Source organism: Streptomyces sp. NPDC058295, assembly GCF_042880655.1.
GTDB classification, from domain to species: Bacteria; Actinomycetota; Actinomycetes; order Streptomycetales; family Streptomycetaceae; genus Streptomyces; species Streptomyces coriariae.
In genome coordinates this window covers 1-25303 of sequence record NZ_JBHVYO010000016.1, presented here as the reverse complement: position 1 = coordinate 25303, position 25303 = coordinate 1, and the positions used below count along the sequence as shown (strand labels likewise).

Here is a 25303-nt window from a genome sequence, read left to right as displayed (position 1 = left end):
GCCTCCTCGTTGAGTGCCGGTGCAACGCCTCCATCGTGCACGGGTCACCTGTAGAGCGGTAGGTTTCGTTATCCTGCCGTTACACGGACAGGTCCGAATGCCGTACCGTGACGGCATGAGCGCCAGGACCAGGAGCGAGGAGCGGCGGGCCGAGATCGTGCGGGCCGCCCTCGGGGTGATCGCCGAACGCGGTTACCGGGGCGCGAGCCTGGCCGCCGTCGCCGAGCGGGTGGGACTGACCCAGCAGGGGCTGCTGCACCACTTCCCGACGAAGGACGCGCTGCTGGTGGCGGTGCTCCAGGAGCGCGACCAGTGGGACGCCGTGCCGGACACCCGGTGGCGGATGGATCTGCTGGCCTCGCTCGTCGAGTACAACGCGATGCGGCCCGGAATCATCCAGACCTTCTCGGCGCTGCTCGGCGAGAGCGTCACGGAGGGGCATCCGGCGCGGGAGTACTTCACCGAGCGGTACGCGCAGGTGCGGGCGAGCATGGCGGCGGTGCTGCGCACCGAGTACGGCGACCGCCTCCCGAACGGCCTCACCCCGGAGCGCACGGCCCCGCTGCTGGTGGCGGTGATGGACGGGCTCCAGTACCAGTGGCTGCTGGACCCGGAGTCGGTGGACATGCCCGGGGCGTTCCGGGACTTCCTGCTGCTGCTGGGCGAGGACGCCCCCGACCGGCCGGCCTAGGCCTCCGTACCCGGGCCGCCGGGCCGGGCCGCGGGTACCGCCGCCACCACCTCGATCTCGATCTGCGCCTCGGGGCGGAACAGCCGGGACACCTCGAGGGTCATGCTGGTCGGCGGGGTGCCGGTGAGGAACTCCTGGCGTACGGCGCCGTATTCGGCGAGCCTGCCGATGTCCGTGAGGTAGGTCCGGATGTTGACGACGTCCGCCAGTCCCGCCCCGTGCGCCCTCAGCAGGGCGTCGATCGTCTCGAAGACGCCCCGGCTCTGCTCGGCGAGCGTGGCGCCCTCGGCGATCTGTCCGGAGAGGAACAACAGGGCGCTGCCGTCCGCCTGTTGCACGCGGGCGACCTGGGAGTAGTAGGGACTCAGGGGCTTGGGGGCGCCGGCCGGGTTGTCGAGGGTGATCTCCATGTCCCGACGCTAGGACGGGACTTGCGATGCGACAAGCGAATGTCCAGCATGGCGGTCATGCCGGATCCGCATCGCATGGCCCTGCCCGAACTCTCCACCGTCTGGCTGCGGGCGTTTCTGGAGGTGGTCCGCCACGGCTCGTTCACCGTCGCCGCGCGGACCCTGGGGTGGACCCAGTCCGCGGTGTCCCGGCAGATCTCCTCGCTGGAGACGGCCCTGGGCGGCGACCCGCTCTTCGACCGGCTGCCCCGGGGGGTGCGGCTGACGGAGGCCGGGCGGGCGCTGGTGCCGTACGCGGAGTCCGTCGCCGAGGCCCTGCACGGCGCGCGGCGCGAGCTGGCCGCGCTGCGGGAGGGCGCGGCCGGGCGGCTGCGGTTCGGGGCGTTCGCGACGGCCGACGCGGCGCTGGTGCCGCGCGCCCTGGCCGCGTTCCGGGACCGCTGTCCCGGGGTGCGCGTGACGAGGGAGGAGGGGCTCACCCCGGCGCTGCTGGAGCGGCTGGGCGCCGGACATCTCGACCTGGCTGTGGTGTCCACGACGGGCCGCGCGGCGCTGGAGTCGTACGCGCTGCGTCACCTCCTGGACGAGTCCCTGTACGTCGCCGTTCCGGCCGGGCATCCCCTGGCGGGCCGCGGTGGGCCGGTGCGGCTGGGCGAACTCGCCGACGCCGACTGGGTGTCCGGCTCCGCCCGGCCCGAGGGCACCCTCCTCGACGCGGCGCTGCGGGAGGGCTTCCGGCCGCGGGTGGCGCATGTCGTCGCCGAGTGGACCGCCAAGCAGGGCTATGTCGCCGCGGGTCTCGGCGTCGCCCTGGTCCCGGCGCTCGCCGCCTCGTCCGTACGGCCGGACGTCGTGCTGCTGCCGGTGCTCGACGAGGACGCCCCGGCGCGGGCGGTGTACGCGGCCACGGAACGGGGGCGCGCGCCGGCCCCGGCGGCGGAGGCGTTCGTCATCGCGCTGCGGGAGGCGGCGACCACGATCCCCGGCGCCATGGCGTAGACCACTTCCGGCACGGGATACTTCCGCCGTCCCACCCCACGCTCTCCCCCACAGCGACGGAAGGACCCGCACCCCGTGCATCCCGCATACTCCGCGCATTCCCTGCGCGTTCGCGTCGGCGTTCTGGCTCTGGCCCTGTCGGCCGGGCTCGCCGTTCCCGCCACCGCCGCCACCACCACCGAGGCGGCGCCCACCCCCACGGTCGAGGAACAGCGTCTGACGCAGGCCGTTCCCCAGGAGATCCTCGCCCGGTCCGGGTTCGACGCGGTGGCTCCGCGCTTCGCCCGGCTGTTGGAGGCCTCGCACTCCTACGCCGGTGCCCGTCAGGTCGTCACCCGCGAGGGCGCGGCCCTGTGGCGGCGGGCGGTGGACCGGGTCCAGGGGCGCGGCCCCGCCGGCGGGGACCTCAGCCGGGACGACGACCGGCCGCTGTACTGGGCGCGGCTCGGCATGACGAGCGAAGTGCGCACCTGGCAGCCCGGCTTCGCGGTCACCGACGGCCAACGGGCCGCCCTGCTCGACGCCTTGGAGCGCACCTCGCGCGGCCAGAGCGACCTGCACTACCCCCGACACGCCAAGGAACTCAAGCGCGTTCTGGTCACCGGCTTCGACCCGTTCACCCTGGACCGGGACATCCGGATCTCCAACCCCTCGGGGGCGACGGCGCTCGCCCTCGACGGCACGGTGATCCAGACCGCGGACGGCCCGGCGCGGGTCGAGACCGCCATGTTCCCGGTGCGCTGGCAGGACTTCGCGGAGCAGACGGTGGAGCGCGCCCTGCGGCGGTATCTGCCGCACGTCGATCTGTTCACCACCGTCAGCCAGGGCCGCGTCGGCCGCTTCGACGTGGAGCGCACCAACGGGGCCTGGCGCGGCGGGTTCCCCGACAACGAGAACATCGGCCGCACGGAGACGGTCCCGGTCACCGACCCCGCCGCACAGCCGCAGTGGACGACCACGACGCTGCCGTACGCGGCGATCGTGGCGGCGGACACGGGCCGGTTCCCCGTCTACGACAACACGAGCGTCACCGAGATACCGGCTGGGGGTGCCCCCCCTGGGGGAGGCACCGAGCCCGTCGTCCGGCCGGACGGGCCGACGGCGGGGTCGACCGCACGGGCCGGGGGCGGCGGGAACTACCTCTCCAACGAGATCGCCTACCGGGCCACCCTGCTCCGCGACCGGCTGGGGCTGCACGACAGCCTGCCGGGCGGGCATGTGCACACGCCGGTCCTGCAGTTCGCGGCGGGCAACACCCAGGACGTGACCGATCCGGAGTTCGTGCGGAACCGGCAGGACATCGTCGCCCAGGTACGGGCGATCCTGGCCGTGGCCGTGGCCGGGACGGCCGGGAGGTAGGCGCGCGCGGCCCCCGGCGCCCGGGTCAGTGCGAGGGCGCCAGCGCCAGGCTGACGCCCAGGCCCGCCAGGACCGAGCCGATGACCTTGTTGAGGACCTTCTGGCCGCGCAGCATCAACGTGCGCATGCGGTCGTGGGAGAAGAAGACGGCGACCACGCCGAACCACAGCAGATGCGCCAGCGACATGAACAGGCCATAGCCGAGCTGCTGCCGGACCGGCGTGCCGGGGCTGACGACCTGGGAGAACGTGGAGACGACGAAGAGGGTCGTCTTCGGGTTGAGGACGTTGGTCAGGAACCCCGCGCGCAGGGCCGCGAGCGGGGTCAGCTCGGTCTTGCCGGTGAGGTCGACCTCGACCTCGCCCTTGGTGCGGAAGGTACGGACGCCGATGTAGATCAGGTACGCCGCGCCGACCAGTTTGATCACGGTGAAGAGGAACGTGGACGACGCGATCAGCAGGCCCACGCCGAGCATCGTGTAGGTGACGTGGACGAGCACGCCCGCGGCGACTCCGGTCGCCGCGAGCAGTCCCGTACGGCGGCCGTAGAGGTAGCTGTTGCGGACGATCATCGCGAAGTCGGCGCCGGGGGCGATGACGGCCAGCACGGTGATGAGGGCGACGGCGAGCAGCTCGGTCATGAGGTGGCGTTCTCCTCCTTCGCGGTGTCGGCGCCCTCGGCCGGGTCGCCCTCGGTGATCTCCTCGCCCAGCAGTTCACGGGCCAGCAGGGTGGCGCCCGCGACCGCGCCCGGCATCAGGAACACCGCGACGACCGGTACCAGGAAGGCCAGCCCCAGGGGGGTGCCGAAGCCCCAGATCAGGGTCTTGCGGGAGCGGAGCAGGGCGAGCCGGGCCCGCAGGTCGACGCCCCTGCGCTGGAGGGCGACGGAGACGAGTTCCTGGGTGAGGAAGAAGCCGGTGACGAAGAAGCCGATCACCGGGACCACGGTCTGCCCGACGACCGGGATGAACCCGAGGGCGAACAGCAGCACAGCCCACAGCAGCGCGCGGCAGAGGATGCGGAGACTGTCCCGGGCGGAGATCCACAGCTCGCGCCAGAGCGGCAGCCCGGACTCGGGGGCTGTGCCGTCGGGCGAGACGTCCCGGTCGACCTTCTCGGAGAGGCTCTCGTAGAACGGCTGCCCGATGAGCAGGGTGACCGCGGTGAAGGTGAGGACGGCGAGCAGCAGTCCGAGGGCGAACAGCACGGCGACGAGGAAGCCGCGGAACAGTCCGCGCCAGGGGCTCGTCCAGTCGTCGGCGAACGGTGTCGACCACCCGACGAAGTCCTCGCCCCACACCGCGAGCGCCACCAGGGCCGCCGCGTAGAGGACAAGGGTGATCAGGCCGGGAACGAGACCGAACCCGTACTGCTTGCCGTGCCGGGCCACCCACCGCTGGCCCTTCAGGAGGTAGCTGAACCCCGCCCCTAGATCGCGCATGGCCGAACTCTATCGGTCGTGCACATTTCACGGCCCGGGGCCGGGCCGGTGCCCGCGAGCCGTGCGCGGCGCGCCCTCGCGGCGGCCCTCGTAGGCCATCCGGGGCAGCGCTGACGCCAACACCTGCTCGATGCGGTTGAGTCGAACAGGTGCGCCTCGCCGTACCGATCTCCGGAAGCAACGATCTCGGCCAGGTGTTGATCACCATGGCACACGCAAGCAGTGGGCTGGTTGAGGAGAGCGAATGACTCGATTGACTCGGACGACGAAGGAGCTCCACGGCAGCGTCGCCGACGGATTCGAAGTGGTGCGGGAGGCGTTCGCCGCGTTCGTGGCGGAGGAGCAGCCCGACTACGAAGGCCAGTTGTGCGCCCATGTACACGGACGACGGGTCGTCGACCTGTGGGTGCCGGGCGACGGCGCCGGCCCCGACTCCCTCTATGGCGTCTACTCCTCCACCAAGGGCGCCGCCCATCTGGTGGTCGCGCTCCTCGTCCAGGAGGGCACCCTGGAGCTGGACCGGAAAGTCACCTACTACTGGCCGGAGTTCGCGGCCGAGGGCAAGGGCGCGCTGACCCTGCGCGAGCTGCTCGCGCACCGGGCCGGGGTGATCGGCACGGACGGCGGGTTCTCGCCGCAGGAACTGGCCGACGACCGGCAGATCGCCGAACGCCTCGCCGATCAGCGGCCGTTCTGGCGACCGGGCACCGCCTTCGGCTACCACGGGCTGGTCATCGGGGCGCTCACCGGCGAGGTCGTCCGGCGGGCCACGGGCCGCACGCTCCAGGAGGTGTACGAGGAGCGGGTGCGCGTCCCGTACGGGCTGGACTTCTTCCTGGGGCTGCCCGCGGCGCACGAGCCGCGGTTCCGCACCGCGCAGCCGATGGCGCCGACCGCCGAGCAGCGGGCGCTGCTGGACGCACTGCCGGGCGGGCCGCACACCCTGGCCGCCGTCGCCTTCAACCGGCACGCGGCCGAGCCGACCGATCTGGAACTCCTGCCCAACGACCCCCTGATCCGGGCCAGGGGGCCGGCCTCGGTGGGCGGGGTGGCCTCGGCGCGCGGACTGGCCGGGCTGTACGCGGCGGCGATCAGCGAGGTCGGCGGGAAGGCGCCGCTGCTGAAGGAGGACACGGCGGCGGAGTTCGGGCAGCTGCACTCGGTGGGCTACGACGTGGTGGCGCGTTCGCACAGGTCGTACGGGCTGGGCTTCCAGGCGACCGCGGACACCTGGCATCCGTTTCTCGGCGCCGGGGCGTTCGGGCACAGCGGGGCGGGCGGCTGCCAGGCCTTCGCGGATCCGCGCAGCGGGCTCGCCTACGGCTACACCCGGCGCCGGTTCGCCTTCCCGGGCGGGGCCGCGCCGGAGAACGACCGGCTGGCGGCGGCGGTGCATGCCGCCGCACTGGCTTCCGGCTGACGGCAGGGCACGGGCGGAAGCCACAGCGGACGGGTCCGGATGAAAGGCCCGGCGGACGGGCCCGGTGGCTGGCCGGCCGAGCGAGCGAAGGCCGCACCCCACGTCCAGGGGTGCGGCCTTCGCCGTACGCGACGACCGGTGTCAGGGCGGTGTCACGGACCGGGGGTCAGAGCTTGACGATCATCTTTCCGGTGTTGTCGCCGCGCAGCACCCCGAGGAACGCCTCCAGGTTGTTCTCGATGCCCTCGACGACCGTCTCGCGGTACTTGAGCTCGCCGGAGCGGACCCAGCCGCCGACCTCCCGGACGAACTCCGGCTGGAGGTCGTAGTGGTCGCCGACCAGGAGGCCCTCGATGCGGCCACGGGTCGCGATGAGGCGGGCGAGGTTCTTCGGGCCGGGGGCCGGCTCGGTGTTGTTGTAGACGGAGATCATGCCGCAGATCACGATGCGGCCCTTCTCGTTGAGCGAGCCGATGGCCGCCTCGAGGTGGTCACCGCCGACGTTGTCGAAGTAGACGTCGACACCGTCGGGAGCGGCCTCGCGGAGCTGCGCGGCCACGGGGCCGTTCTTGTAGTTGAAGGCGGCGTCGAAGCCGTACTCCTCGACGAGCAGCTTGACCTTCTCGTCGGAGCCGGCCGAGCCGATGACCCGGGAGGCGCCCTTCAGCCTGGCGATCTGGCCGACCTGGCTGCCGACGGCGCCGGCCGCGCCCGACACGAAGACGGAGTCGCCCTCCTTGAAGGAGCCGGTGCGCAGCAGGCCCGCGTAGGCGGTCAGCCCGGTCATGCCGAGGACGCCGAGGTAGGTGGAGAGGGGCGCGGCCGCGGGGTCGACCTTGACGGCCTGCTTGGCGTCGAAGGTGGCGTACTCGCGCCAGCCGCCGAAGTGCAGGACGTGATCGCCGACGGAGACGCCCTCGGCGGCGGAGGCGACGACCTCGCCGACCGCTCCGCCCTGCATGGCCTTGCCCAGCTCGAAGGGGGCCACGTAGGACTTGGCCGCGCTCATCCGGCCGCGCATGTACGGGTCGACGGACACGTAGGCGTTGCGGACCAGCACCTCACCCGGGCCGGGCTGCCGGATCTCCGCCTCGGCCAGCTCGAAGTCCTCGGGCTTCGGCCAGCCGACGGGGCGGCTGAGCAGACGCCATTCGCGGCTGGTGGTGGGGAGGGCCGACTCGGTCATGGGGGGCTGCCTTTCCTGTGCTCGCAAATGCTTCACTACCTGAAACAACCATGCTCCTGAATATTTCAGGATGTCAAGTAACGGGGTACCCTGGATCCATGCTCACCCCACATCCGGCCCCTCGTCCCGATGCCCTGACCATGGAGGTCGTCGGCCTGATCGGCGAGGTCGTGGCCCGTTATTACGAGGACTACGAGGAAGCCGCGGCAGGTCACGCCCTCACCGGCGCACAGGCCCGGCTGCTGAGCCTGCTCTCGCTGGAGCCGCTGCCGATGCGGAAGCTGGCGCAGAAACTGAAGTGTGAGCCGTCCAACGTGACCGGCATCGTCGACCGCCTGGAGTCCCGCGGTCTGGTCGAGCGGCGCCCCGATCCGGCCGACCGCCGGGTGAAGCTGGCGGCGGCCACGGCCGAGGGCCGGAAGATAGCCAAGGGGCTGCGCGAGTCGCTGCGCTTCGCCCGCGAGCCGCTGGCGGGCCTGGCGGAGGAGGAGCGGGTGGCCCTGCGGGGGCTCCTGCGCCGCATGCTGGGCACGGAGCACGACCAGGCCTGATGGCGAGGGGCCGGTCGGGGGCGCGTCCTTGCGCCTCCCGGTTCCGCCTCAGTCGTCCGAGCCACCCGAGTTGCCCGAGCCGCCCCAGCCCGACTTCCGCTTCCTGCGGTTGGCCTCGTAGAGCACTTCGCCGATCGTCACGGTCACGAGGGCCACGACGCGCACCCAGCGGGGGCCGCCCCGCTCAGCCCACCAGACGCAGGCGCAGCCGCCGATGACGAGGACGAGGATCCCCGAGAGGACGAGCACGATCACGCTCCTCCCCCTCCTTCCGCTGTGAACTCGTACTGCAGTTCGTAGAGATGGCCCGCCTTCACCATCACGGTGACCTCGACGGGGCGACCGCCGTCGCTGTGGATCATGCGCAGGGTGCGCAGGACCGGCATGCCGCTGGTGAGGCGCAGGGCCTGGTACTGGGCCTGGGTGGGAACCCTGGCGGAGACCCGGTCCGTGCTGCGGCGGGGCGGGTGGCCGAGCGCGGTCAGCAGCGCCGGGGTGCCGCCCCTGATCCTGCGGCGCTCGGCCAGCGGCGTCCCCCGGGCGATGTCCAACGGATAGTAGGACTCCACGAGTTCGGCGGGCTCGTCGTCGACGAGGAGTATCTGGCCGCGGAGCAGCGCGATGCCGTCCGCCGGGAGGTCGAGGGCGGCGCGCACGTCGGCGGGCGGCCGTCTCTCGGCCACGTCGAGGAGCTGTATGCGGGCGTGCGTGCCGTGCTTGGCCGCCTCGGAGAGCCAGCGGTAGGGCGCTCCGGGGCTGCCAGGCCGCATGAGCGCGGCGGGCCGGACGGTGCGCTGGCGGTGCTCGCGGACCGTGACGGAGGCGCCCGCCCGGCCGACCACCAGACGTTCGTCCTTGAGGAGCTGAAGGGCCTTCTGGACCGTGGCGCTCGACGCCTCGAAGCGTTCCTTGAGCCGGGCGGTGGTGGGCAGGTGGGCGCCGGGGGCGAGCTCTCCGCTCATGATGTCGTCGCGCAGATCGGCCGCGATCCGCTCGTGCAGGGAGCGGCGGTCGACGGCTTCCGGGTCTGCCTTGGGCACGGTCATCCGATCCTGATCTGGTAGCGCAGCCTCTGCCGTAGGGCAGGCATCACCATACGGTCGACCTGGATCGGCCGGTCGGCGTGGTCCAGCGTGAGCCGGACGAGCCGCAGGACCGGTTCCTCGGGGGCGGTCCGCAGGGCATGGCGCTCCTCCTCGTCCGGCATCCCGGCCGTCACGTCCTCCCGCACGAGGACGCCGACGTGACCGAGCTCGGCGAGCAGGGTGAGAGCTCCGCCGGGGATCTTGGCGGTCCCGGCGAGACGGGTGCCCGCCGCTATGACCGTCGGGTAGTACGTGTCGGTCAGCTCGCTGGGCTCGTCGTCGAGGAGGATCAGCCGCCGGCGTACGACGACCGGCTCGCCCTCGGGGACGCCGAGCAGCGCCGCCACGTCGGCGGGGGCGGGCACCTCACCGGCGTGCAGGATGCGCTGGCTGCCACGCCGCCCCTGCGCGGCGGCCTCGGCCGCCCAGGCGTCGCCCTGCCCGGTGCCCCGTGGCGTCAGATACGGCAACGATGCGCTGACCCATCCACTCGCACCCACGACTCCTCCTACGGCCGACCGCTCTTTCGACCCTGCCGCCCTACACGGTAGGCGACTTGGCTCATCCGCCAACCGCCACCCTCAGCCACCCCCCTCAGCCACCCTTCACTACCTTGTTACCTTTCGCGAATAACAGTAAGGTTTCGCCGCAGGACGCCCCAGAACCACCGGAGGTGCCCCCGTGCCCCTGTCACGGCAACGTCGTTTCCCCCGCTCGCGCGCGTCCGTACGGGCTGCCCGGGTCTTCGTCCACGAGGTGCTGAGCGACTGGGACTGCGTCGACCGGCTGGACGACATAGAGCTGTGTGTGTCGGAACTCGCCACGAACGCCCTGCTGCACGGGGTGCCCCCAGGCAGGCAGTACTGCGTGACCCTCACCCTCGACGGCCCCCTGGTCCGTCTCGCCGTACGCGACACCGGTGACCATCCCGTGCCCGCCTGCCCGCCGGCCCCCGACGCCTGTTCGGGCCGGGGGCTCTTCCTGACCCGGGAACTGGCGGACGACCTGGGCATCACCGAACACCCCGTGGGCAAGACGGTGTGGGTGACCTTCAAGACCGAGAACCGGCCCGGGTCACCCTGACGACGACGGCTCCCGGCCCGGGCCGGGAGCGTCGCCTCGCCTCAGGTCTTCTTGCGGGTCGTCATGAAGCGCTGGACCAGGATGAACGCGCACAGCAGCGCACCGGTGGCGATCTTCGTCCACCAGGAGCTGAGGGTGCCCTCGAACTGGATGATGCTCTTGATCAGGCCCAGCACCAGCACGCCGAACAGGGTGCCCAGCACATACCCGGATCCACCCGTCAGCAGCGTGCCGCCGATGACCACCGCGGCGATCGCGTCGAGTTCCATGCCGGTCGCGTGCAGGGGGTCGCCGGACTGGATGTACAGGGTGAAGAGCAGTCCGGCCAGCGCCGAGCAGAACCCGCTCACGGTGTACACGGCGATCTTCGTGCCGCCCTGCGGGAGACCCATCAGCATGGCCGACTGCTCGTTGCCGCCGATGGCGTACACCCGGCGCCCGAAGCGCGTGTAGTGCAGGACGTAGAACGCCACGGCGAGGACGACCAGCGAGACGATCGCGCCGATCGACAGGAAGCCCATCCCCAGCTGCACCTGCGCCTGGGCCATGCTGCTCACCGTGGAGTCGCCGATGGAGATCGACTCCTTGCTGATGACCAGGCACAGGCCGCGGAAGAGGAAGAGGCCGGCGAGGGTCACGATGAAGGGCTGGATCTCGAAGTTGTGGATCACATAGCCCATCAGGAAACCGCCGAGCGCGCCCACGCCCAACGCCATGGGGATCACCAGCAGCAGCGGCAGCCCCTGGCGCTCCACCAGCCAGGCCGTGAACATCGTCGTGAAGCCGATCATCGAACCGACGGACAGGTCGATGCCGCCGGACAGGATGACGAAGGTGACACCGACCGCGGCGACCAGCAGATAGCCGTTGTCGATGAACAGGTTGAGGAAGACCTGCGGCTCGCCGAACCCGTAGTTCTGGTACCGGCTCAGGCCCACGCCGTACATCAGCAGGAAGAGCAGGGCCGTCACCGCGACGGGCAGCCGCCGGTCACCGAGCAGACGCGCGGCCGTGGACGGGGTACGGCTGTCGGAGGCCGTGGGGCTCTGGGTGGTCGCGCTCATCACGACACCTCCATCTTGGGGGCGGCCTCGGACGCCGCGGCGGGGTCCGCCGGGGCCGCGGCCGTCTTGCCGCTTCCCTTCGCGCCGGATCCGGCGCCGAACCTGGCACCGAACACCTTGGCGCGGAACTTCGGGGACTGGAGCAGGCAGACGACGATGACGACGGCGGCCTTGAAGACCAGGTTGGTCTGGGTCGGCACGCCGATGGTGTAGATCGTGGTGGTCAGGGTCTGGATGACGAGGGCGCCGACCACCGTGCCGCCGACGGAGAACCGGCCGCCCAGAAGCGAGGTGCCGCCGATCACCACGGCGAGGATCGCGTCGAGTTCGATCCACAGGCCGGCGTTGTTGCCGTCCGCGGCCGAGGTGTTGGAGCTGATCATCAGGCCGGCGATGCCCGCGCAGAGCGCGCAGAACGCGTACACCATGATCTTGATGCGCCGGGACCTGATGCCCACCAGGCGGCTCGCCTCGGCGTTGCCGCCGACCGCCTCGACCAGCAGGCCGAGTGCCGTGCGGCGGGTCAGCACCGCGGTGACGGCCACGACCACGGCCACCACGAAGATGGAGAACGGCAGGGTCAGCCAGTAGCCGCCGCCGATCAGCTTGTACGGCTCGCTGTTGATGGTGATGATCTGGCCGTCGGTGATCAGCTGGGCGACACCGCGCCCGGCGACCATGATGATCAGGGTGGCGATGATCGGCTGGATACCCATCCTGGCGACCAGGAAGCCGTTCCACAGACCGCAGACGACCGCCGCCAGCAGGCCCAGGCCCATGGCGAGCAGCACCCCGGACAGGGCGCCCTGGTCGGACTGGTCACTGATGTACGAGCAGGCCAGTGCTCCGGTGATGGCGACCACGGCGCCGACGGAGAGGTCGATGCCGCCGGTGGCGATGACCAGGGTCATGCCGACCGCCACCAGGATGAGGGGCGATCCGAACAGCACGATCGAGACGAGGCTGCCGTAGAGGTGGCCGTCCGCCATCTTGATCGAGAAGAAGTCGGGGGTGAAGGGGACGTTGACGAGCAGCAGCAGGACCAGGACCGCCACCGGCCAGAACAGGTGGTGGTGGGTCAGCGCTCGCCACCGGGAAGGGGTGGTCGAAGAGGTGGTCACTGGTGCTCTCCGCTCGCGATGGTCTCCAGGATCCGGCTCGTGGTGATCTCGGGCCCGTTGGCGATCTGCGCCACCAGCCGGCGGTCGCGCAGCACTCCGATGGTGTGACTGAGCCGGAGTACCTCCTCCAGCTCGGCCGCGATGTACAGCACCGACATGCCGTCCTCGGAGAGTGAGACGACGAGCTTCTGGATCTCCGCCTTGGCTCCGATGTCGATGCCACGCGTCGGCTCGTCCAGGATCAGCAGCTTCGGACTCGTGATCAGCCAGCGGGCCAGCAGCACCTTCTGCTGGTTGCCGCCGCTGAGCTGGCCCACCCTGGCCTCGGGGTTGGCGGGGCGGATGTCCAGCGCCTTGATGTACTTGGCGACGAGTTCGTCGCGCTGGGCGACCGGGATGGGCCGGGTCCAGCCGCGCGCGGCCTGCAGGGCCAGGATGATGTTCTCCCGCACCGTCAGGTCGGGCACCAGGCCCTCGCTCTTGCGGTTCTCGGAGCAGAAGGCGACACCGGCGTTGATCGCGTCGTTCGGGGCGCTCATCGAGACCTGCTTGCCGCCGATGGTCACCTTGCCGGTGTCCGGCTGGTCGGCGCCGAAGAGCAGCCGGGCGAGTTCGGTCCGGCCCGATCCGAGCAGGCCGGCGAGCCCGATCACCTCGCCCTTCTTGATCTCCATGTCGAACGGGGCGATGCCGCCGGTCCGGCCGAGGCCGTCCGCCACGAGCAGGGTCTCGCCCGTGTCGGAGTGCAGCTGGTGTTCGTGGAGTTCGTCCAGCTGGCCCATGGCCTTGCCGAGCATGAGCTGGACGAGACCGACCTGGTCGAGGTCGCGCACCATGTGCTCACCGACGAGGGTGCCGTTGCGCAGTACGGTCATCCGGTCGCAGACCTCGTAGATCTGGTCGAGGAAGTGCGAGACGAACAGGATCGCGACGCCTTCGTCCTTCAACCGCCGCATGAGCGCGAACAGTTGGAGGACCTCGTCGCGGTCGAGACTGGAGGTGGGCTCGTCGAGGATCAGCACCTTGGTGCCCGGCCCCTCACCGCCGCCCGCGCCGTCGCCGGTGCCCAACGACCGGACGATGGCGACCAGTTGCTGCACGGCCAGCGGGTACGAGGACAGCGGGGCGGTGACGTCGATGTCGAGTCCGAGCCGGTCCACCAGTTCCGCCGCCTGCCGGCGCAGCTGCTTCCAGCGGATGCGGCCCAACCGGGTCGGTTCGCGCCCGATGAAGATGTTCTCCGCCACCGACAGGTTGGGGCAGAGGTTGACCTCCTGGTAGACGGTGCTGATGCCGGCCTGCTGGGCCTCCAGCGGGCTGGTGATCCGCACGGCCTCACCGTCCAGCGTGATCGTGCCGCCGTCCAGGGAGTAGACCCCCGTGAGCACCTTGATGAGGGTGGACTTGCCCGCGCCGTTCTCGCCCATCAGGGCGTGGATCTCGCCGGGGAAGAGCCGGAAGTCGACGTCCGACAGAGCCCGTACCCCCGGAAACTCCTTGACTATGCCCGTCATTTCCAGGACGGGCCGTGGCTCTGCCATGGCAGCGCTCCTCTTGAGATTCGTTCAGGCCCGCAGGGAGCCCCGGGACCGACGGCTCGGTCGGCCGGAGGCTCCCTGCCGGTGGGTGCGTCGGTCAGTACTTGCGGCTCGGGAGCGCGGCCGCGGCCTGGTCCTGCATGAAGTCGCCCTCCTTGGTCTTGATCCAGCGCTCGACCGTCTCGCCGTCCTTGACCTTCTTGACGACGTCCATCAGCTGCGGGCCGAGGAGCGGGTTGCACTCGACGATGGCGTTGATCTTGCCCTCGGACATGGCCACGAAGCCGTCCTTCACGCCGTCGATCGAGACGATCAGGATGTCCTTGCCGGGCTTCTTGCCGGCCGCCTCGATGGACTGGATGGCGCCGATGGCCATGTCGTCGTTGTGCGCGAAGAGCACGTTGATGTCCGGGTTGGACGTGAGGAAGGCCGCCATGACCTGCTTGCCGCCGGCCCGGGTGAAGTCACCGGTCTGGCTGACGACGACCTTCCAGTCGCTCGCGTGGTCGGCGTCCATGACCTCCTTGAAGCCCTTGGCGCGCTCGATCGCCGGGGCGGCGCCGGTGGTGCCCTCCAGCTGGGCGATCTTCACCGGGCCCTTGAGGCCGGCCTTCGCGATGACCTTCTCGAGGATCTTGGCGGCGCGGCGGCCCTCGTCGGTGAAGTCTGAGCCGACCAGCGTCACGTACAGGGACTCGTCGGAGGTCTCGACGGAGCGGTCGGTGAGGACCACCGGGATCTTCTTGGCCTTGGCCTCCTTCAGCACCGCGTCCCAGCCGGTGACGACCACCGGGGAGAAGGCGATGACGTCGACCCCCTGGGTGATGTAGCTGCGGATCGCGGAGATCTGGTTCTCCTGCTTCTGCTGGGCGTCGGAGAACTTGAGGGTGTAGCCCGCCTCCTTGGCCGCCGCCTTCACCGAGTCGGTGTTGGCGCTGCGCCAGCCGCTCTCCGAACCGACCTGGGAGAAGCCGAGCGTGATCGCCTTGCCGCCGTCCCCGGAGGAGCTGCTGGACGCGCCGTCGTCCTCCTTGGCGCAGGCCGCCAGGCCGCCCGCCGCCGCCACGCCGACCGCCGCGGTGAGGAAGTTCCTTCTGCTGAGCATGTTCTTCTCCTTTGAAGAGCCGGCCCGGGGATGGACCTGCTGGTACTCGATGGACAGGCCACACTGCGTCCAGCCTGTCGATCACTGTTCGGCATTTCGGTCACACTGCTGGTCAGGGTTCCGACGGGGTCCGACGAGGTCCGACGGGACCCGTCAGAGGGGTGCGCCCTCCGGTTGAGCGGCGCTCGGGAACGTACTTGCGCGTACGACGAGTTGGGGTTCGATGGCGATCCGGGGCGTGCCGGAGGCCGGCCGGCCCTCGATCTGCTCCAGGAGCAGCGCGATGCCCCGCTGGCCCACCGTCGAGAAGTCCTGCCGGACGGTGGTGAGCGGCGGGGCGAAGAACTCCGACTCCGGGATGTCGTCGAAGCCGACCACCGCGACGTCCTGGGGAGTCCGGACGCCCGCCTCGCGCAGGGCCCGCAACACCCCCAGCGCCATCTGGTCGTTGGCGACGAAGACGGCGGTCAGCCCCCGGCCCACCCAGCCGGCCAGTTCCTGGCCCGCGCGGTAGCCCGACAGCGGACTCCAGTCCCCCCGCAGCAGCATGGGCGGCTCGACGCCCGCCGCTTCGAGGGTGGCCCGCCAGCCGGCGGCCCGGTCGGCCGCCTCCTGCCAGTCCTCGGGTCCGGCGAGGTGCCAGACCGTGCGGTGGCCGGCGGCCAGCAGGTGACCGGTCGCCAGCCGCGCCCCCAGATGCTGGTCGACACCGACGCGGGGGATGTCCATGCCCGGCTCGCCGCCCACGACCACCACCGGGAACGGATGGCGCAGTTCGGCCAGGGCGTCCACCGCCGACCGCTGCGGGGCGATGGCGACCACGCCCTCCACCCCGCCCTCGCTGAGGTGGTCCAGGGCCTCGGAGAGCTTCTCCATGGTCAGCTCGCGCAGACTGACCGTCGAGACGAGATATCCCTCGGCCCGCGCCGCCTCCTCGAGCGCGAACAGCGTGCTGGCCGGCCCGTAGAGGGTGGTGTCGGAGGCGACCACGCCCAGCGTGCGGGTGCGCCGGGTGGCCAGGGCCCGTGCGGAGAAGTTGCGGCGGTAGCCCATCTCCTCGATCGCCCGCAGCACCCTGGCCCGGGTCTCGTCCCGCACGTTGGGGTGCTCCCCCAGCACGCGGGACACGGTCTGGTGGGACACGCCGGCCAGGCGCGCCACGTCGGCCATGGTGGGCGGCCGGAGCCGGGTGTGTGTCACGGCCGCACCTCCTTGGCGCTCGTCTGTCGACAGTTCCGGTAAGTCGTGCGGTGTGGGCGGAGGGTTCCGCGCCACGGGCTTCACTCCGGGATCCCGGTGGGCCCGACGACACCTGCGGGAAAAGCGAGTGGGGACGCTGCGGGCACGACCGCTCGTACCTCCCCGTGCTGACGTCGTCGCCGACTGGTGAATGCGGAGGTCATTGTGAGCGCTAACAATTCACGGCGGTCAAGGGGGTTGCACGGGAAGCTCGTCACGGTTCCATAACGCGCTTGCCGGGGACAGGACATCGTCCCTGGTCACAGGCCGAAAGGCCGGCTGAGGCCGAGGACCGGGCAGCGGCCCGCCGACGGGTCCCGCGGCCGGAACACGCCCAACCCGTTTCAGGGCACACGGATTTCGGCCATACCGGGGCGTCCGGCACGGCGTTCTGGACGGCCCACATGACGATCGCTCAGCGGGGCCGCGGGTCGGCCGGCCCGCCTCGGCGGAGCCTTACGAGCACCACCACAGGAAGCGTGTGCACGTCTGCGAGGGCGACGGGTCCGGGGACGCGTCCGGCGCCGACGGGTCGGCGGTCGGGGTGGGGTCCGAGCCGGAGTCCGGGTCCGAAGGGGTCGATCCGGAGGTCGACCCGGAGGAGCCGGGGAGGGTGGCCGACTGGGCCTCCTTGTCCGGGCTCGGCGTGGCCGACGCGTCCTTCGCCGACTCCGAGGCCGACGGGGAGGCGGAGGGGCTCGGGGAGTTCGATGCCTTGTCCCCGCCCGTGTCGGTCCGGTCGTCCAGGGGCTGCGCGGACGCGCTCGGGCCCGACGACGATCCGTCGACCTCGGACGCCTCTCCCCCGGCCGCCGCCGGGTTCGCCGGAGAGCCGAACCCCGGTGCGTCCACGCCGAGTTCGGCCAGACTCAGGCCGCCGGCCGCGAGCACGAACCCGGCGGTGATCAGTACGATGCGCTTGCGGCGCCTGCGGTGGGCCGAGGCCTTGCGGTCGCGGCGGCTCGCCTCCGGCGCGGTGTCCGCGCCCCGGGGGTCGCGCCGACCGCCCCGCCCCTGCTCGCGGCGCCGCGCGGCCCGACCCTGCGGCTCGCCGCTCCCGGCTTCGTGAACGGCATGCCCGTCGTGATCGTCCCGGCCGTCGTGATCGTCCCGGCCGTCGGGCGCGCCGTGATCGTCGCCTCGGCCGTCGTGGGCGCCGAGGTCGTCCGGGTCGCCTCGACCGTCCGGGTCGCCGGGCGTCCCGTGCGCCGACGCGTCCTGCGCGTACGGCTCGGGTCCGGACGCGCCGGGCGGATACGCGCGTAGCTGTTGAGCAGGTGCGCCGCACCCCGGGCAGGCGAGGGCGCCGTTGAGGTGCCGTCGGCACGGGTGGCAGTAGTCCATGACGCGGGAAGACTAAGTTCCCGGACAGGCGCGTTCCCGGGTTCACCTGTGAAAGTTGTGTGGGAAACCGGCCATACCGGCGCGACACTTCGAGTGACCTGGACCACAGCGCGACAGGCCAAGTTTCGAAAGGAGTACCGAAACTGTCGAAACCGTTACCTGTTCGACCCATTGACACTCGCCTCGCGCAATCCTTACTGTCTGCCCAGCATTTCGAACATGTGACGAAATCTCGAACAGCCGAAGGGTAACTTCCGTGCGCATCACCGGAATCAGCACGCACGTGGTCGGGACGCCGTGGCGCAACCTGACCTACGTCCAGGTGCACACAGACGAGGGCATCACGGGTGTCGGAGAGACCCGCATGCTGGGTCACACCGACGCGCTGATCGGCTACCTGAAGGAAGCCGAGGCCAACCACATTCTCGGCTCCGACCCATTCGCTGTCGAGGACCTCGTGCGCCGGATGAAGTACGGCGACTACGGGCGCGCCGGCGAGATCGTGATGTCGGGCATCGCCGTCGTCGAGATGGCCTGCTGGGACATCAAGGGCAAGGCTCTCGGCGTGCCCGTCTGGCAGCTCCTCGGCGGCAAGGTCACCGACAAGGTCAAGGCCTACGCCAACGGCTGGTACACCACCGAGCGGACCCCGGAGGCCTACCACAAGGCCGCCCAGGGGGTCATGGAGCGCGGCTACAAGGCGCTCAAGATCGACCCCTTCGGCACCGGCCACTTCGAGCTGGACCACCAGCAGACCCTCTACGCGGTCTCCCTCATCGAGGCCGTGCGCGACGCCATCGGGCCGGACGCCGAGCTGATGCTGGAGATGCACGGCCGCTTCTCCCCCGCCACCGCCGTCCGCCTCGCGAACGAGCTCGCGCCCTTCAAGCCCGCGTGGCTGGAGGAGCCGTGCCCGCCCGAGAACCTGAAGGCTCTCGAAAAGGTCGCCGCGAAGGTCGACATCCCCGTCGCCACCGGTGAGCGCATCCACGACCGCGTCGAGTTCCGTGAGCTCTTCGAGAGCCAGGCCGTGGACATCATCCAGCCGGACGTCGGCCACATCGGCGGCATCTGGGAGACCAGGAAGCTGGCCGCCACGGCCGAGGCGCACTACGTGCTCGTCGCCCCGCACAACGTCGGCGGCCCGGTCCTCACCGCCGCCTCACTCCAGGTCGGCTTCACCTCCCCGAACTTCAAGATCCTCGAGCACTTCAACGACTTCGCCGACGCGGAGATCAAGAAGGTCGTCAAGGGCGCGCCGGAGGTGATCGACGGCTACTTCCACCTCTCCGACAAGCCCGGTCTCGGGGTCGAGCTCGACGTGGACGCCGCCGCCGAGTTCCCGCAGCAGCAGGCCCGTTTCGACCTCTGGGCCGAGGGCTGGGAGCAGCGCAAGCCGAAGGGCAGCGCCAAGTGAGTACGGCCGTCGTCGTCGAGGCGCCGGGCGAGCACCGGCTCGTCCCGCACGAGCCTCGGCGGCCGGAACCCGGCGAGGCGCTCGTCCGCGTCCACGCCACCGGGATCTGCGGCAGCGACCGCGAGGTGTACCAGGGCAACCGGCCCGAGGGGTACGTCCGCTACCCGCTGACTCCCGGCCACGAGTGGTCGGGGACGGTCGAGGCGGTCGGCGCCGGGGTTCCCGCGTCGCTCGTCGGCCGCAAGGTCGTCGGTGAGGGCTTCCGCAACTGCCAGGTCTGCGACCGCTGTCACGCGGGCGAGACGACGCTGTGCACGGACGGGTACGAGGAGACCGGCTTCACCCAGCCGGGGGCCATGGCGGCCACCCTCACCCTCCCGGCCCGGCTGCTGCACGTCCTGGCGGACGACGCCGACCTCACCGCGGCCGCCCTGCTGGAGCCGGCCGCCTGTATCGCGGCCGCCGCGATCAAGGCGCACGCGCTGCCGGGCGAGAAGGTGGCCGTCGTCGGCACCGGGACGCTGGGCATGTTCGCCGTTCAGTTCCTCAAGGCGGGATCGCCCGCGGAGCTGCTGGTCGTCGGCACCCGCAACGACCGGGAGGCGCTCTCCCGTCAGTTCGGGGCCACCGACTTCCGGACCAGGGACCAGGAGCTCCCGGACGACTTCGACGTCGTCATCGAGACCGCCGGGTCCGCGTCCGCCGCCCGGACCGCCGCCTCGCTGCTCCGGCGCGGTGGCCGGCTGGTCCTCACCGGGATCCCGGCGCCGGGCGCCGACGGGCTCGACCCGACGGACCTGGTCGTGCGGCAGCTGGAGGTGCACACCGTCTTCGGAGCGCCGCCGGACGCCTGGTCGCACACCGTCCGGGTGTTCGGAGCCGGGCTGCTCGATCCGCTGCCGCTGGTCACGCACGAACTGCCGCTCGCCGAGTTCTCCGCGGCCATCGACCTGGTGGGATCAGGCGATCCGAAGGTGGGCAAGGTGCTGCTCAAGCCGTAAGCCCCTGAACCGTACGCCGGTGCGGGGGCGACCTGACCGCCCCCGCACCGGCGTACACCCACACCCCGCACGACCTGAGCCGCGAACCTTGACCGAAATATCGAACACGAAGGACGGCATGTGACCACCGACGCTTCCGCCACGGCAGCCCGTCGACCTGGTGAGCAGGCGCTCACCGCGCTCGGCCTGGGCGCGCCCGCCCTCGACCCCGCCGACACCTCTGCCCACACCTTCCCGGGCGGCGGCCGCTGGCGCACCGAGGTCCCTTCGTGCGAGGGTCCCGAAGCGCTGGCCGTCATCCTCAAGGAGGCCTCGCGCCTCGATGTGCCGATCCACCGGATCAGCCAGGGCAGCGGCGTGTGGATGCTGACCGACGCCGAGATCACCGAGATGGTCGACTCCACCGGCGAGCGTGACATCGAGCTCTGCCTCTTCACCGGGCCGCGCGGCACCTGGGATATCGGCGGCTCGACCCGCACCGACTCGCGGGGCGGCGGGCTCCGCGCCCGCGGTCACGACGCCGTCGCCGGTTGCGTCGAGGACGCCGTCCGGGCTACGGAACTGGGCGTCAAGTGCCTGCTCGTCGCCGACGAGGGCGTGCTGTGGACGCTGCACCGCGCCCGTGCGGCCGGCATCATCCCGGCCGACACCACGTTGAAGGTGTCCGCGCTCATCGGCCCCGTCAACCCGGCGGCGTACGCGGTGTACGAGCAGCTCGGCGCCGACTCGGTCAACGTGCCCAGTGACCTCACCCTGGACCACCTGACCGAGATCCGCAGGGTCTCCGGCGCCCCCATGGACATGTACATCGAGGCCCCCGACGATCTCGGCGGTTACATCCGGATGTACGAGGTCGCCGAGCTGATCCGGCGCGGTGCACCGCTCTACCTGAAGTTCGGCCTGTCCAAGGCCCCGGGGATCTACCCGTACGGCCATCACATGCGGGATCTGGCGCTCTCCACGGCCCGGGAACGGGTGCGGCGCGGGCGGCTCGCCCTCGACCTCCTCGCCCGTCACGGCGCGGACGGCGACATGGCTCCGCTGGGCTCGCGCCTGCCGGGTGACCTCAAGCGGTTTGACATCCAGTCATAACGTTCCGGAAACCCCGCTTCACAGAAGCCGACACAGGCGCGCAGAATCCCACACACCGCTTCTTCACTTCTTCACTTCGTCCCGGCGTCGCTTCGGGAGCGTCCGTCGCACCGCGATACCGACCCCTGCACACACATCAAGGATGATGATCATGCGCAACCGTAGAGTCTCCCTCGCCGCCATAGCCGGAGCCGCCTCCCTCGCCCTGACCCTGTCCGCATGCGGCCAGAGCGGCGACGGCGGCAGCAAGGACGAGGGCTCGGACAGCGCCAAGGGCGGGACCATCGGTATCGCGATGCCGACCAAGTCCTCCGAGCGCTGGATCTCCGACGGCGCCAACGTCGTCAAGGACCTGGAGGCCAAGGGCTACAAGACCAAGCTGGTCTACGGCGAGGACGACCCCGACCAGCAGGTCTCGCAGATCGAGAACCTGATCACGCAGGGTGTCAAGGCGCTGATCGTCGCGGCGATCGACAACAAGTCGCTGAACAACGTCCTCCAGCAGGCCGCCGACGCCAAGATCCCGGTCATCTCCTACGACCGGCTGATCCTCGGCACGAAGAACGTCGACTACTACGCGTCCTTCGACAACAGCAAGGTCGGCGAGCTCCAGGCCAACTACATCGTCGACAAGCTCGGCCTGAAGTCCGGCAAGGGCCCGTTCAACATCGAGCTGTTCGCCGGCTCCAACGACGACAACAACACCAAGTACTTCTTCAACGGCGCGATGAGCGTGCTCCAGCCGTACATCGACAGCAAGAAGCTCGTCGTCCAGTCCGGCCAGACCGGTCTCACCCAGGTCACCACCCTGCGCTGGGACGGCGCGACCGCGCAGAGGCGCATGGACGACATCCTCACCAAGTCGTACGGCAGCAAGAAGGTCGACGCGGTCCTCTCGCCGTACGACGGCATCTCCATCGGCATCCTGTCGGCGCTGAAGTCGGACAGCTACGGCTCCGCGAGCAAGCCGCTGCCGGTCCTCACCGGCCAGGACGCCGAGCTGGCCTCGGTGAAGTCGATCATCGCGGGCGGCCAGACGCAGACCGTCTACAAGGACCTCCGTGAGCTGGCCAAGGTCGCCACGACCATGGTCGACGACGTCCTCAACGACAAGAAGCCCGAGACGAACGACACCAAGACGTACGACAACGGCACCAAGGTCGTCCCGGCCTACCTGCTCCAGCCGGTGAGCGTGGACAAGACCAACTACGAGAAGGTCCTCGTCGAGGGCGGCTACTACACGGCCGACCAGCTCAAGTAAGCGTCGACCCTCAAGGATTGGAAGGCACGACCATGGCGGGACCCGTCCTGGAAATGCGCTCGATCGTCAAGACCTTTCCCGGTGTGAAAGCGCTGTCGGACGTCACTCTGACCGTCCGCCAGGGCGAGGTCCATGCCATCTGCGGTGAGAACGGCGCCGGAAAGTCCACCTTGATGAAGGTGCTCTCCGGTGTCCATCCGCACGGCACGTACGAGGGCGAGATCCTGTTCGAGGGAGAGACCGTCTCCTTCAAGGACATCCGGGCCAGCGAGCAGCGCGGCATCGTCATCATCCACCAGGAGCTGGCGCTGGTGCCGTACCTCTCCCTCGCGGAGAACATCTTCCTCGGCAACGAGCACGCCACGCGCGGGCTGATCAACTGGAACGACACCCTGCGGCACGCCTCCGAGCTGCTGCGCCGGGTCGGTCTGAGCGATCACCCCGAGACCCGCGTCGCCGACATCGGCGTGGGCAAGCAGCAGCTCGTGGAGATCGCGAAGGCGCTCTCCAAGAAGGTGAAGCTGCTCATCCTGGATGAGCCGACCGCGGCCCTCAACGACGAGGACAGCGACAAACTCCTGGATCTCATCCTGGAGTTGAAGAAGCAGGGCATCACCGCGATCATCATCTCCCACAAGCTCAACGAGATCCGCAAGGTCGCGGACTCGGTGACGATCATTCGCGACGGGCAGTCCATCGAGACGCTCGACGTGAAGTCGGCGGAGACGACCGAGGACCGGATCATCAGCGGCATGGTCGGCCGCGACCTGGACAACCGCTTCCCCGAGCGCACCGCGCACGAGGCGGAGTCGGGCGCGGCTCCGGCCCTGGAGATCCGCAACTGGACCGTGCACCACCCGATCGACCAGCAGCGCAAGGTCGTCGACGACGTGTCGGTCCAGGTGCGGCGCGGGGAGATCGTCGGCATCGCGGGCCTGATGGGCGCGGGCCGCACCGAGCTCGCGATGAGCGTCTTCGGACGCTCCTACGGCCGGCACGCGGGCGGCACCGTCCTCAAGGACGGCAGGGAGATCCGTACGAAGACCGTCGCGGAGGCGGTCGGCCACGGGATCGCCTATGTCACGGAGGACCGCAAGCACTACGGCCTCAACCTCATCGACACGATCAACCGCAACATCTCGCTGACCGCGCTGAACAAGGTGGCCAAGCGGGGGATCGTCGACGAGCACGAGGAGCGGAAGGTCTCCGAGGGCTACCGCAAGTCCATGAACATCAAGGCGCCGACCGTCTTCGAGCCGGTGGGCAAGCTGTCCGGCGGCAACCAGCAGAAGGTCGTCCTCAGCAAGTGGATCTTCGCGGGTCCTGACGTGCTGATCCTGGACGAGCCCACGCGCGGTATCGACGTCGGCGCCAAGTACGAGATCTACACGGTCATCGACCAACTGGCCGCCCAGGGCAAGGCGGTCGTCTTCATCTCCTCCGAGCTGCCCGAACTGCTCGGTATGTGCGACCGCATCTACACCATGGCCGCCGGGCGGCTCACGGGTGAGTTCCCGCGGGCCGAGGCCACGCAGGAAGTGCTGATGCGTCAGATGACGAAGGACAAAGAGGTATCGCGATGAGCACCGACGTGACCAAGAGCCCGGCGGCCGCGCCGCCCGGCAAGAGCGGCGGCCCGGCGGCCGGCGGCGGCCTGCTCCAGCTGGTGCTGGACGGCCTGCGCCGCAACATGCGCCAGTACGGCATGCTGATCGCGCTCGGCCTGATCGTCGCGCTCTTCGCCGTCTGGACCGACGGCGACCTGCTGCTGCCGCGCAACGTCTCCAACCTGGTCCTCCAGAACAGCTATGTGCTGATCCTCGCGATCGGCATGATGCTGGTGATCATCGCGGGCCACATCGACCTGTCGGTCGGTTCACTGACGGCGTTCATCGGCGCGTTCGCGGCCGTGCTGACGGTGCAGCACGACGTCTCGTGGCCCGTCGCGGTGGTGCTGTGCCTGATCGTGGGCGCGATAGCGGGCTCGGTGCAGGGCTTCTTCATCGCGTATCTCGGCATACCGTCGTTCATCGTCACCCTCGCCGGCATGCTGATCTTCCGTGGCATGACGGAGATCTTCCTGGAGGGCCAGACCCTCGGCCCGTTCCCGGACGGTCTGCAGAAGATGGGCAACGGCTTCCTCCCGGAGGTCGGCCCGACCACGAACTACCACAACATCACGCTGCTGCTTGGCCTCGCCGTGATCGTCATGGTGGTGCTCCAGGAGGTGCGCGACCGCAAGCGCCAGCAGGAGTTCTCGCTGGACGTCGTGCCGCGCAACCTGTTCCTGCTCAAGATCGTCGCCATCGTCGCCGCGGTGCTCACCGTCACGATGCTGCTCGCCAGCTACAAGGGCGCGCCGATCATCCTGCTGGTCCTGGGCGCGCTGGTGGTCGGCTACGGCTACGTCATGCGCAACGCCGTCTTCGGCCGTCACATCTACGCGATCGGCGGCAACCTGCCGGCCGCGAAGCTGTCGGGCGTCAAGGACAAGAAGGTCACCTTCCTCGTCTTCCTGAACATGGGCGCGCTCGCCGCCCTGGCGGGTCTGGTGGTCGCGGCCCGACTGAACGCGGCCGGTCCCAAGGCGGGTCTGAACTTCGAACTCGAGGCGATCGCCTCCGCGTTCATCGGCGGCGCGTCCATGAGCGGCGGTGTCGGCACCGTCCTCGGCGCGATCATCGGTGGTCTCGTCCTCGGCGTGCTGAACAACGGCATGAACCTGCTCGGCGTCGGCAGCGACTGGCAGCAGGTCATCAAGGGCCTGGCGCTGCTCGCCGCGGTCGGTTTCGACGTCTGGAACAAGCGCAAGTCCGGTAACTGAGCCGGAAACGGAACGGGCCCCCCCGTTTGGCGGGGCCCGGTCCGGTTCGGTGCACCCCTGCAAGCGGACA

Annotated in this window: 25 protein-coding genes; 12 read left to right on the top strand and 13 right to left on the bottom strand. The window is 70.2% G+C overall.

The annotated features are described in order from the left end of the window. Positions 1-97 precede the first annotated feature (97 nt). Positions 98-691, top strand: a complete 594-nt coding sequence (locus tag ACFVYS_RS18815; RefSeq protein WP_389503315.1) for a TetR/AcrR family transcriptional regulator — start codon at positions 98-100, stop codon at positions 689-691. On the opposite strand, the gene ACFVYS_RS18810 is transcribed toward ACFVYS_RS18815, so the two are convergent. After that, positions 688-1101, bottom strand: coding sequence for a RidA family protein (locus tag ACFVYS_RS18810; protein WP_389503313.1), 414 nt, complete (start codon positions 1099-1101; stop codon positions 688-690). The two genes, ACFVYS_RS18815 and ACFVYS_RS18810, sit on opposite strands and share 4 nt — an antisense overlap. 57 nt (positions 1102-1158) lie before the next feature. Here ACFVYS_RS18810 and ACFVYS_RS18805 point away from each other — a divergent pair, with 57 nt between their 5' ends. Together ACFVYS_RS18805 and ACFVYS_RS18800 are read left to right on the top strand one after the other, a co-directional pair. After that, complete coding sequence (locus ACFVYS_RS18805) at positions 1159-2100, top strand: LysR family transcriptional regulator (RefSeq protein ID WP_389503311.1); 942 nt, start codon at positions 1159-1161, stop codon at positions 2098-2100. Positions 2101-2175: 75 nt separating this feature from the next. After that, the gene (locus tag ACFVYS_RS18800; protein ID WP_389503309.1) at positions 2176-3459 is read left to right on the top strand and encodes a pyroglutamyl peptidase; all 1284 of its coding nucleotides are present in this window, start codon (positions 2176-2178) and stop codon (positions 3457-3459) included. Between the two features lie 25 nt (positions 3460-3484). On the opposite strand, the gene ACFVYS_RS18795 is transcribed toward ACFVYS_RS18800, so the two are convergent. After that, entirely contained in the window at positions 3485-4099 is a 615-nt protein-coding gene (locus ACFVYS_RS18795) for a LysE family translocator (RefSeq protein ID WP_385562319.1), read from the bottom strand. After that, positions 4096-4902 (bottom strand): EI24 domain-containing protein, encoded by an 807-nt coding sequence (locus tag ACFVYS_RS18790; protein WP_389503307.1) that lies wholly within the window; start codon positions 4900-4902, stop codon positions 4096-4098. Before ACFVYS_RS18790 ends, ACFVYS_RS18795 begins: the two co-directional genes overlap by 4 nt. A gap of 244 nt (positions 4903-5146) precedes the next feature. Here ACFVYS_RS18790 and ACFVYS_RS18785 point away from each other — a divergent pair, with 244 nt between their 5' ends. Beyond that, on the top strand, positions 5147-6322 hold the full coding sequence (locus ACFVYS_RS18785; RefSeq protein ID WP_389503305.1) for a serine hydrolase domain-containing protein: 1176 nt from the start codon (positions 5147-5149) through the stop codon (positions 6320-6322). A 166-nt stretch (positions 6323-6488) separates the two neighbouring features. On the opposite strand, the gene ACFVYS_RS18780 is transcribed toward ACFVYS_RS18785, so the two are convergent. Beyond that, positions 6489-7508 (bottom strand): NADP-dependent oxidoreductase, encoded by a 1020-nt coding sequence (locus tag ACFVYS_RS18780; RefSeq protein WP_389503303.1) that lies wholly within the window; start codon positions 7506-7508, stop codon positions 6489-6491. A 98-nt stretch (positions 7509-7606) separates the two neighbouring features. On the opposite strand from ACFVYS_RS18780, the gene ACFVYS_RS18775 reads away from it, so the two are divergent. Next, entirely contained in the window at positions 7607-8059 is a 453-nt protein-coding gene (locus ACFVYS_RS18775; RefSeq protein WP_389503301.1) for a MarR family winged helix-turn-helix transcriptional regulator, read from the top strand. 48 nt (positions 8060-8107) lie between these two features. On the opposite strand, the gene ACFVYS_RS18770 is transcribed toward ACFVYS_RS18775, so the two are convergent. The 3 genes from ACFVYS_RS18770 to ACFVYS_RS18760 are packed head-to-tail and all read right to left on the bottom strand — an operon-like array spanning position 8108 to position 9644. Beyond that, on the bottom strand, positions 8108-8314 hold the full coding sequence (locus ACFVYS_RS18770) for a hypothetical protein (RefSeq protein WP_389503299.1): 207 nt from the start codon (positions 8312-8314) through the stop codon (positions 8108-8110). Continuing rightward, positions 8311-9105, bottom strand: coding sequence for a GntR family transcriptional regulator (locus ACFVYS_RS18765; RefSeq protein ID WP_389503297.1), 795 nt, complete (start codon positions 9103-9105; stop codon positions 8311-8313). The genes ACFVYS_RS18770 and ACFVYS_RS18765 overlap by 4 nt, the downstream gene beginning before the upstream one ends. Further along, on the bottom strand, positions 9102-9644 hold the full coding sequence (locus tag ACFVYS_RS18760; protein WP_389503295.1) for a GntR family transcriptional regulator: 543 nt from the start codon (positions 9642-9644) through the stop codon (positions 9102-9104). Before ACFVYS_RS18760 ends, ACFVYS_RS18765 begins: the two co-directional genes overlap by 4 nt. 181 nt (positions 9645-9825) lie before the next feature. On the opposite strand from ACFVYS_RS18760, the gene ACFVYS_RS18755 reads away from it, so the two are divergent. Next, a complete protein-coding gene (locus tag ACFVYS_RS18755; RefSeq protein WP_389503293.1) occupies positions 9826-10227 on the top strand; it encodes an ATP-binding protein in 402 nt (133 codons plus the stop codon). Between the two features lie 41 nt (positions 10228-10268). Here ACFVYS_RS18755 and yjfF read toward each other — a convergent pair whose 3' ends face one another. The 6 genes from yjfF to ACFVYS_RS18725 all read right to left on the bottom strand — a co-directional run bounded on the left by yjfF (position 10269) and on the right by ACFVYS_RS18725 (position 17638). After that, on the bottom strand, positions 10269-11291 hold the full coding sequence (gene yjfF / locus ACFVYS_RS18750; RefSeq protein WP_389503291.1) for a galactofuranose ABC transporter, permease protein YjfF: 1023 nt from the start codon (positions 11289-11291) through the stop codon (positions 10269-10271). Next, complete coding sequence (locus tag ACFVYS_RS18745) at positions 11291-12412, bottom strand: ABC transporter permease (RefSeq protein ID WP_389503289.1); 1122 nt, start codon at positions 12410-12412, stop codon at positions 11291-11293. The genes yjfF and ACFVYS_RS18745 overlap by 1 nt, the downstream gene beginning before the upstream one ends. After that, on the bottom strand, positions 12409-13953 hold the full coding sequence (locus ACFVYS_RS18740; RefSeq protein ID WP_389503287.1) for a sugar ABC transporter ATP-binding protein: 1545 nt from the start codon (positions 13951-13953) through the stop codon (positions 12409-12411). Before ACFVYS_RS18740 ends, ACFVYS_RS18745 begins: the two co-directional genes overlap by 4 nt. A 94-nt stretch (positions 13954-14047) precedes the next feature. Beyond that, positions 14048-15055: an ABC transporter substrate-binding protein gene (locus ACFVYS_RS18735; protein ID WP_389503285.1), complete on the bottom strand. Its 1008-nt coding sequence runs from the start codon at positions 15053-15055 to the stop codon at positions 14048-14050. Between the two features lie 153 nt (positions 15056-15208). Then, complete coding sequence (locus tag ACFVYS_RS18730) at positions 15209-16255, bottom strand: LacI family DNA-binding transcriptional regulator (RefSeq protein ID WP_389503283.1); 1047 nt, start codon at positions 16253-16255, stop codon at positions 15209-15211. 495 nt (positions 16256-16750) lie between these two features. Further along, complete coding sequence (locus ACFVYS_RS18725) at positions 16751-17638, bottom strand: hypothetical protein (RefSeq protein WP_389503281.1); 888 nt, start codon at positions 17636-17638, stop codon at positions 16751-16753. Between the two features lie 256 nt (positions 17639-17894). On the opposite strand from ACFVYS_RS18725, the gene ACFVYS_RS18720 reads away from it, so the two are divergent. The 6 genes from ACFVYS_RS18720 to mmsB all read left to right on the top strand — a co-directional run bounded on the left by ACFVYS_RS18720 (position 17895) and on the right by mmsB (position 25233). Next, on the top strand, positions 17895-19055 hold the full coding sequence (locus ACFVYS_RS18720; RefSeq protein WP_389503279.1) for a mandelate racemase/muconate lactonizing enzyme family protein: 1161 nt from the start codon (positions 17895-17897) through the stop codon (positions 19053-19055). Continuing rightward, the gene (locus ACFVYS_RS18715; RefSeq protein WP_054238146.1) at positions 19052-20056 is read left to right on the top strand and encodes a zinc-binding dehydrogenase; all 1005 of its coding nucleotides are present in this window, start codon (positions 19052-19054) and stop codon (positions 20054-20056) included. Before ACFVYS_RS18720 ends, ACFVYS_RS18715 begins: the two co-directional genes overlap by 4 nt. A gap of 120 nt (positions 20057-20176) precedes the next feature. Beyond that, complete coding sequence (locus ACFVYS_RS18710; protein WP_389503277.1) at positions 20177-21148, top strand: hypothetical protein; 972 nt, start codon at positions 20177-20179, stop codon at positions 21146-21148. Positions 21149-21299: 151 nt separating this feature from the next. Further along, positions 21300-22409 carry a multiple monosaccharide ABC transporter substrate-binding protein gene (gene chvE / locus ACFVYS_RS18705; protein ID WP_054238250.1) on the top strand — a complete coding sequence of 370 codons (1110 nt, stop codon included), beginning with the start codon at positions 21300-21302 and terminating at the stop codon, positions 22407-22409. A gap of 32 nt (positions 22410-22441) precedes the next feature. Beyond that, positions 22442-23992, top strand: a complete 1551-nt coding sequence (gene mmsA, locus ACFVYS_RS18700) for a multiple monosaccharide ABC transporter ATP-binding protein (RefSeq protein WP_389503275.1) — start codon at positions 22442-22444, stop codon at positions 23990-23992. Next, positions 23989-25233: a multiple monosaccharide ABC transporter permease gene (gene mmsB, locus ACFVYS_RS18695; RefSeq protein WP_389503273.1), complete on the top strand. Its 1245-nt coding sequence runs from the start codon at positions 23989-23991 to the stop codon at positions 25231-25233. The genes mmsA and mmsB overlap by 4 nt, the downstream gene beginning before the upstream one ends. Positions 25234-25303: the final 70 nt, after the last annotated feature.

Bases quoted from the DNA above. Each gene is read 5' to 3' on its own strand.
- ACFVYS_RS18815 (WP_389503315.1), top strand. From the start codon at position 98: ATGCCGTACCGTGACGGCATGAGCGCCAGGACCAGGAGCGAGGAGCGG.
- ACFVYS_RS18810 (WP_389503313.1), bottom strand. From the start codon at position 1,101: ATGGAGATCACCCTCGACAACCCGGCCGGCGCCCCCAAGCCCCTGAGT.
- ACFVYS_RS18805 (WP_389503311.1), top strand. From the start codon at position 1,159: ATGCCGGATCCGCATCGCATGGCCCTGCCCGAACTCTCCACCGTCTGG.
- ACFVYS_RS18795 (WP_385562319.1), bottom strand. From the start codon at position 4,099: ATGACCGAGCTGCTCGCCGTCGCCCTCATCACCGTGCTGGCCGTCATC.
- ACFVYS_RS18790 (WP_389503307.1), bottom strand. From the start codon at position 4,902: ATGCGCGATCTAGGGGCGGGGTTCAGCTACCTCCTGAAGGGCCAGCGG.
- ACFVYS_RS18785 (WP_389503305.1), top strand. From the start codon at position 5,147: ATGACTCGATTGACTCGGACGACGAAGGAGCTCCACGGCAGCGTCGCC.
- ACFVYS_RS18780 (WP_389503303.1), bottom strand. From the start codon at position 7,508: ATGACCGAGTCGGCCCTCCCCACCACCAGCCGCGAATGGCGTCTGCTC.
- ACFVYS_RS18775 (WP_389503301.1), top strand. From the start codon at position 7,607: ATGCTCACCCCACATCCGGCCCCTCGTCCCGATGCCCTGACCATGGAG.
- ACFVYS_RS18765 (WP_389503297.1), bottom strand. From the start codon at position 9,105: ATGACCGTGCCCAAGGCAGACCCGGAAGCCGTCGACCGCCGCTCCCTG.
- yjfF (WP_389503291.1), bottom strand. From the start codon at position 11,291: ATGAGCGCGACCACCCAGAGCCCCACGGCCTCCGACAGCCGTACCCCG.
- ACFVYS_RS18740 (WP_389503287.1), bottom strand. From the start codon at position 13,953: ATGGCAGAGCCACGGCCCGTCCTGGAAATGACGGGCATAGTCAAGGAG.
- ACFVYS_RS18735 (WP_389503285.1), bottom strand. From the start codon at position 15,055: ATGCTCAGCAGAAGGAACTTCCTCACCGCGGCGGTCGGCGTGGCGGCG.
- ACFVYS_RS18725 (WP_389503281.1), bottom strand. From the start codon at position 17,638: ATGGACTACTGCCACCCGTGCCGACGGCACCTCAACGGCGCCCTCGCC.
- chvE (WP_054238250.1), top strand. From the start codon at position 21,300: ATGCGCAACCGTAGAGTCTCCCTCGCCGCCATAGCCGGAGCCGCCTCC.
- mmsA (WP_389503275.1), top strand. From the start codon at position 22,442: ATGGCGGGACCCGTCCTGGAAATGCGCTCGATCGTCAAGACCTTTCCC.
- mmsB (WP_389503273.1), top strand. From the start codon at position 23,989: ATGAGCACCGACGTGACCAAGAGCCCGGCGGCCGCGCCGCCCGGCAAG.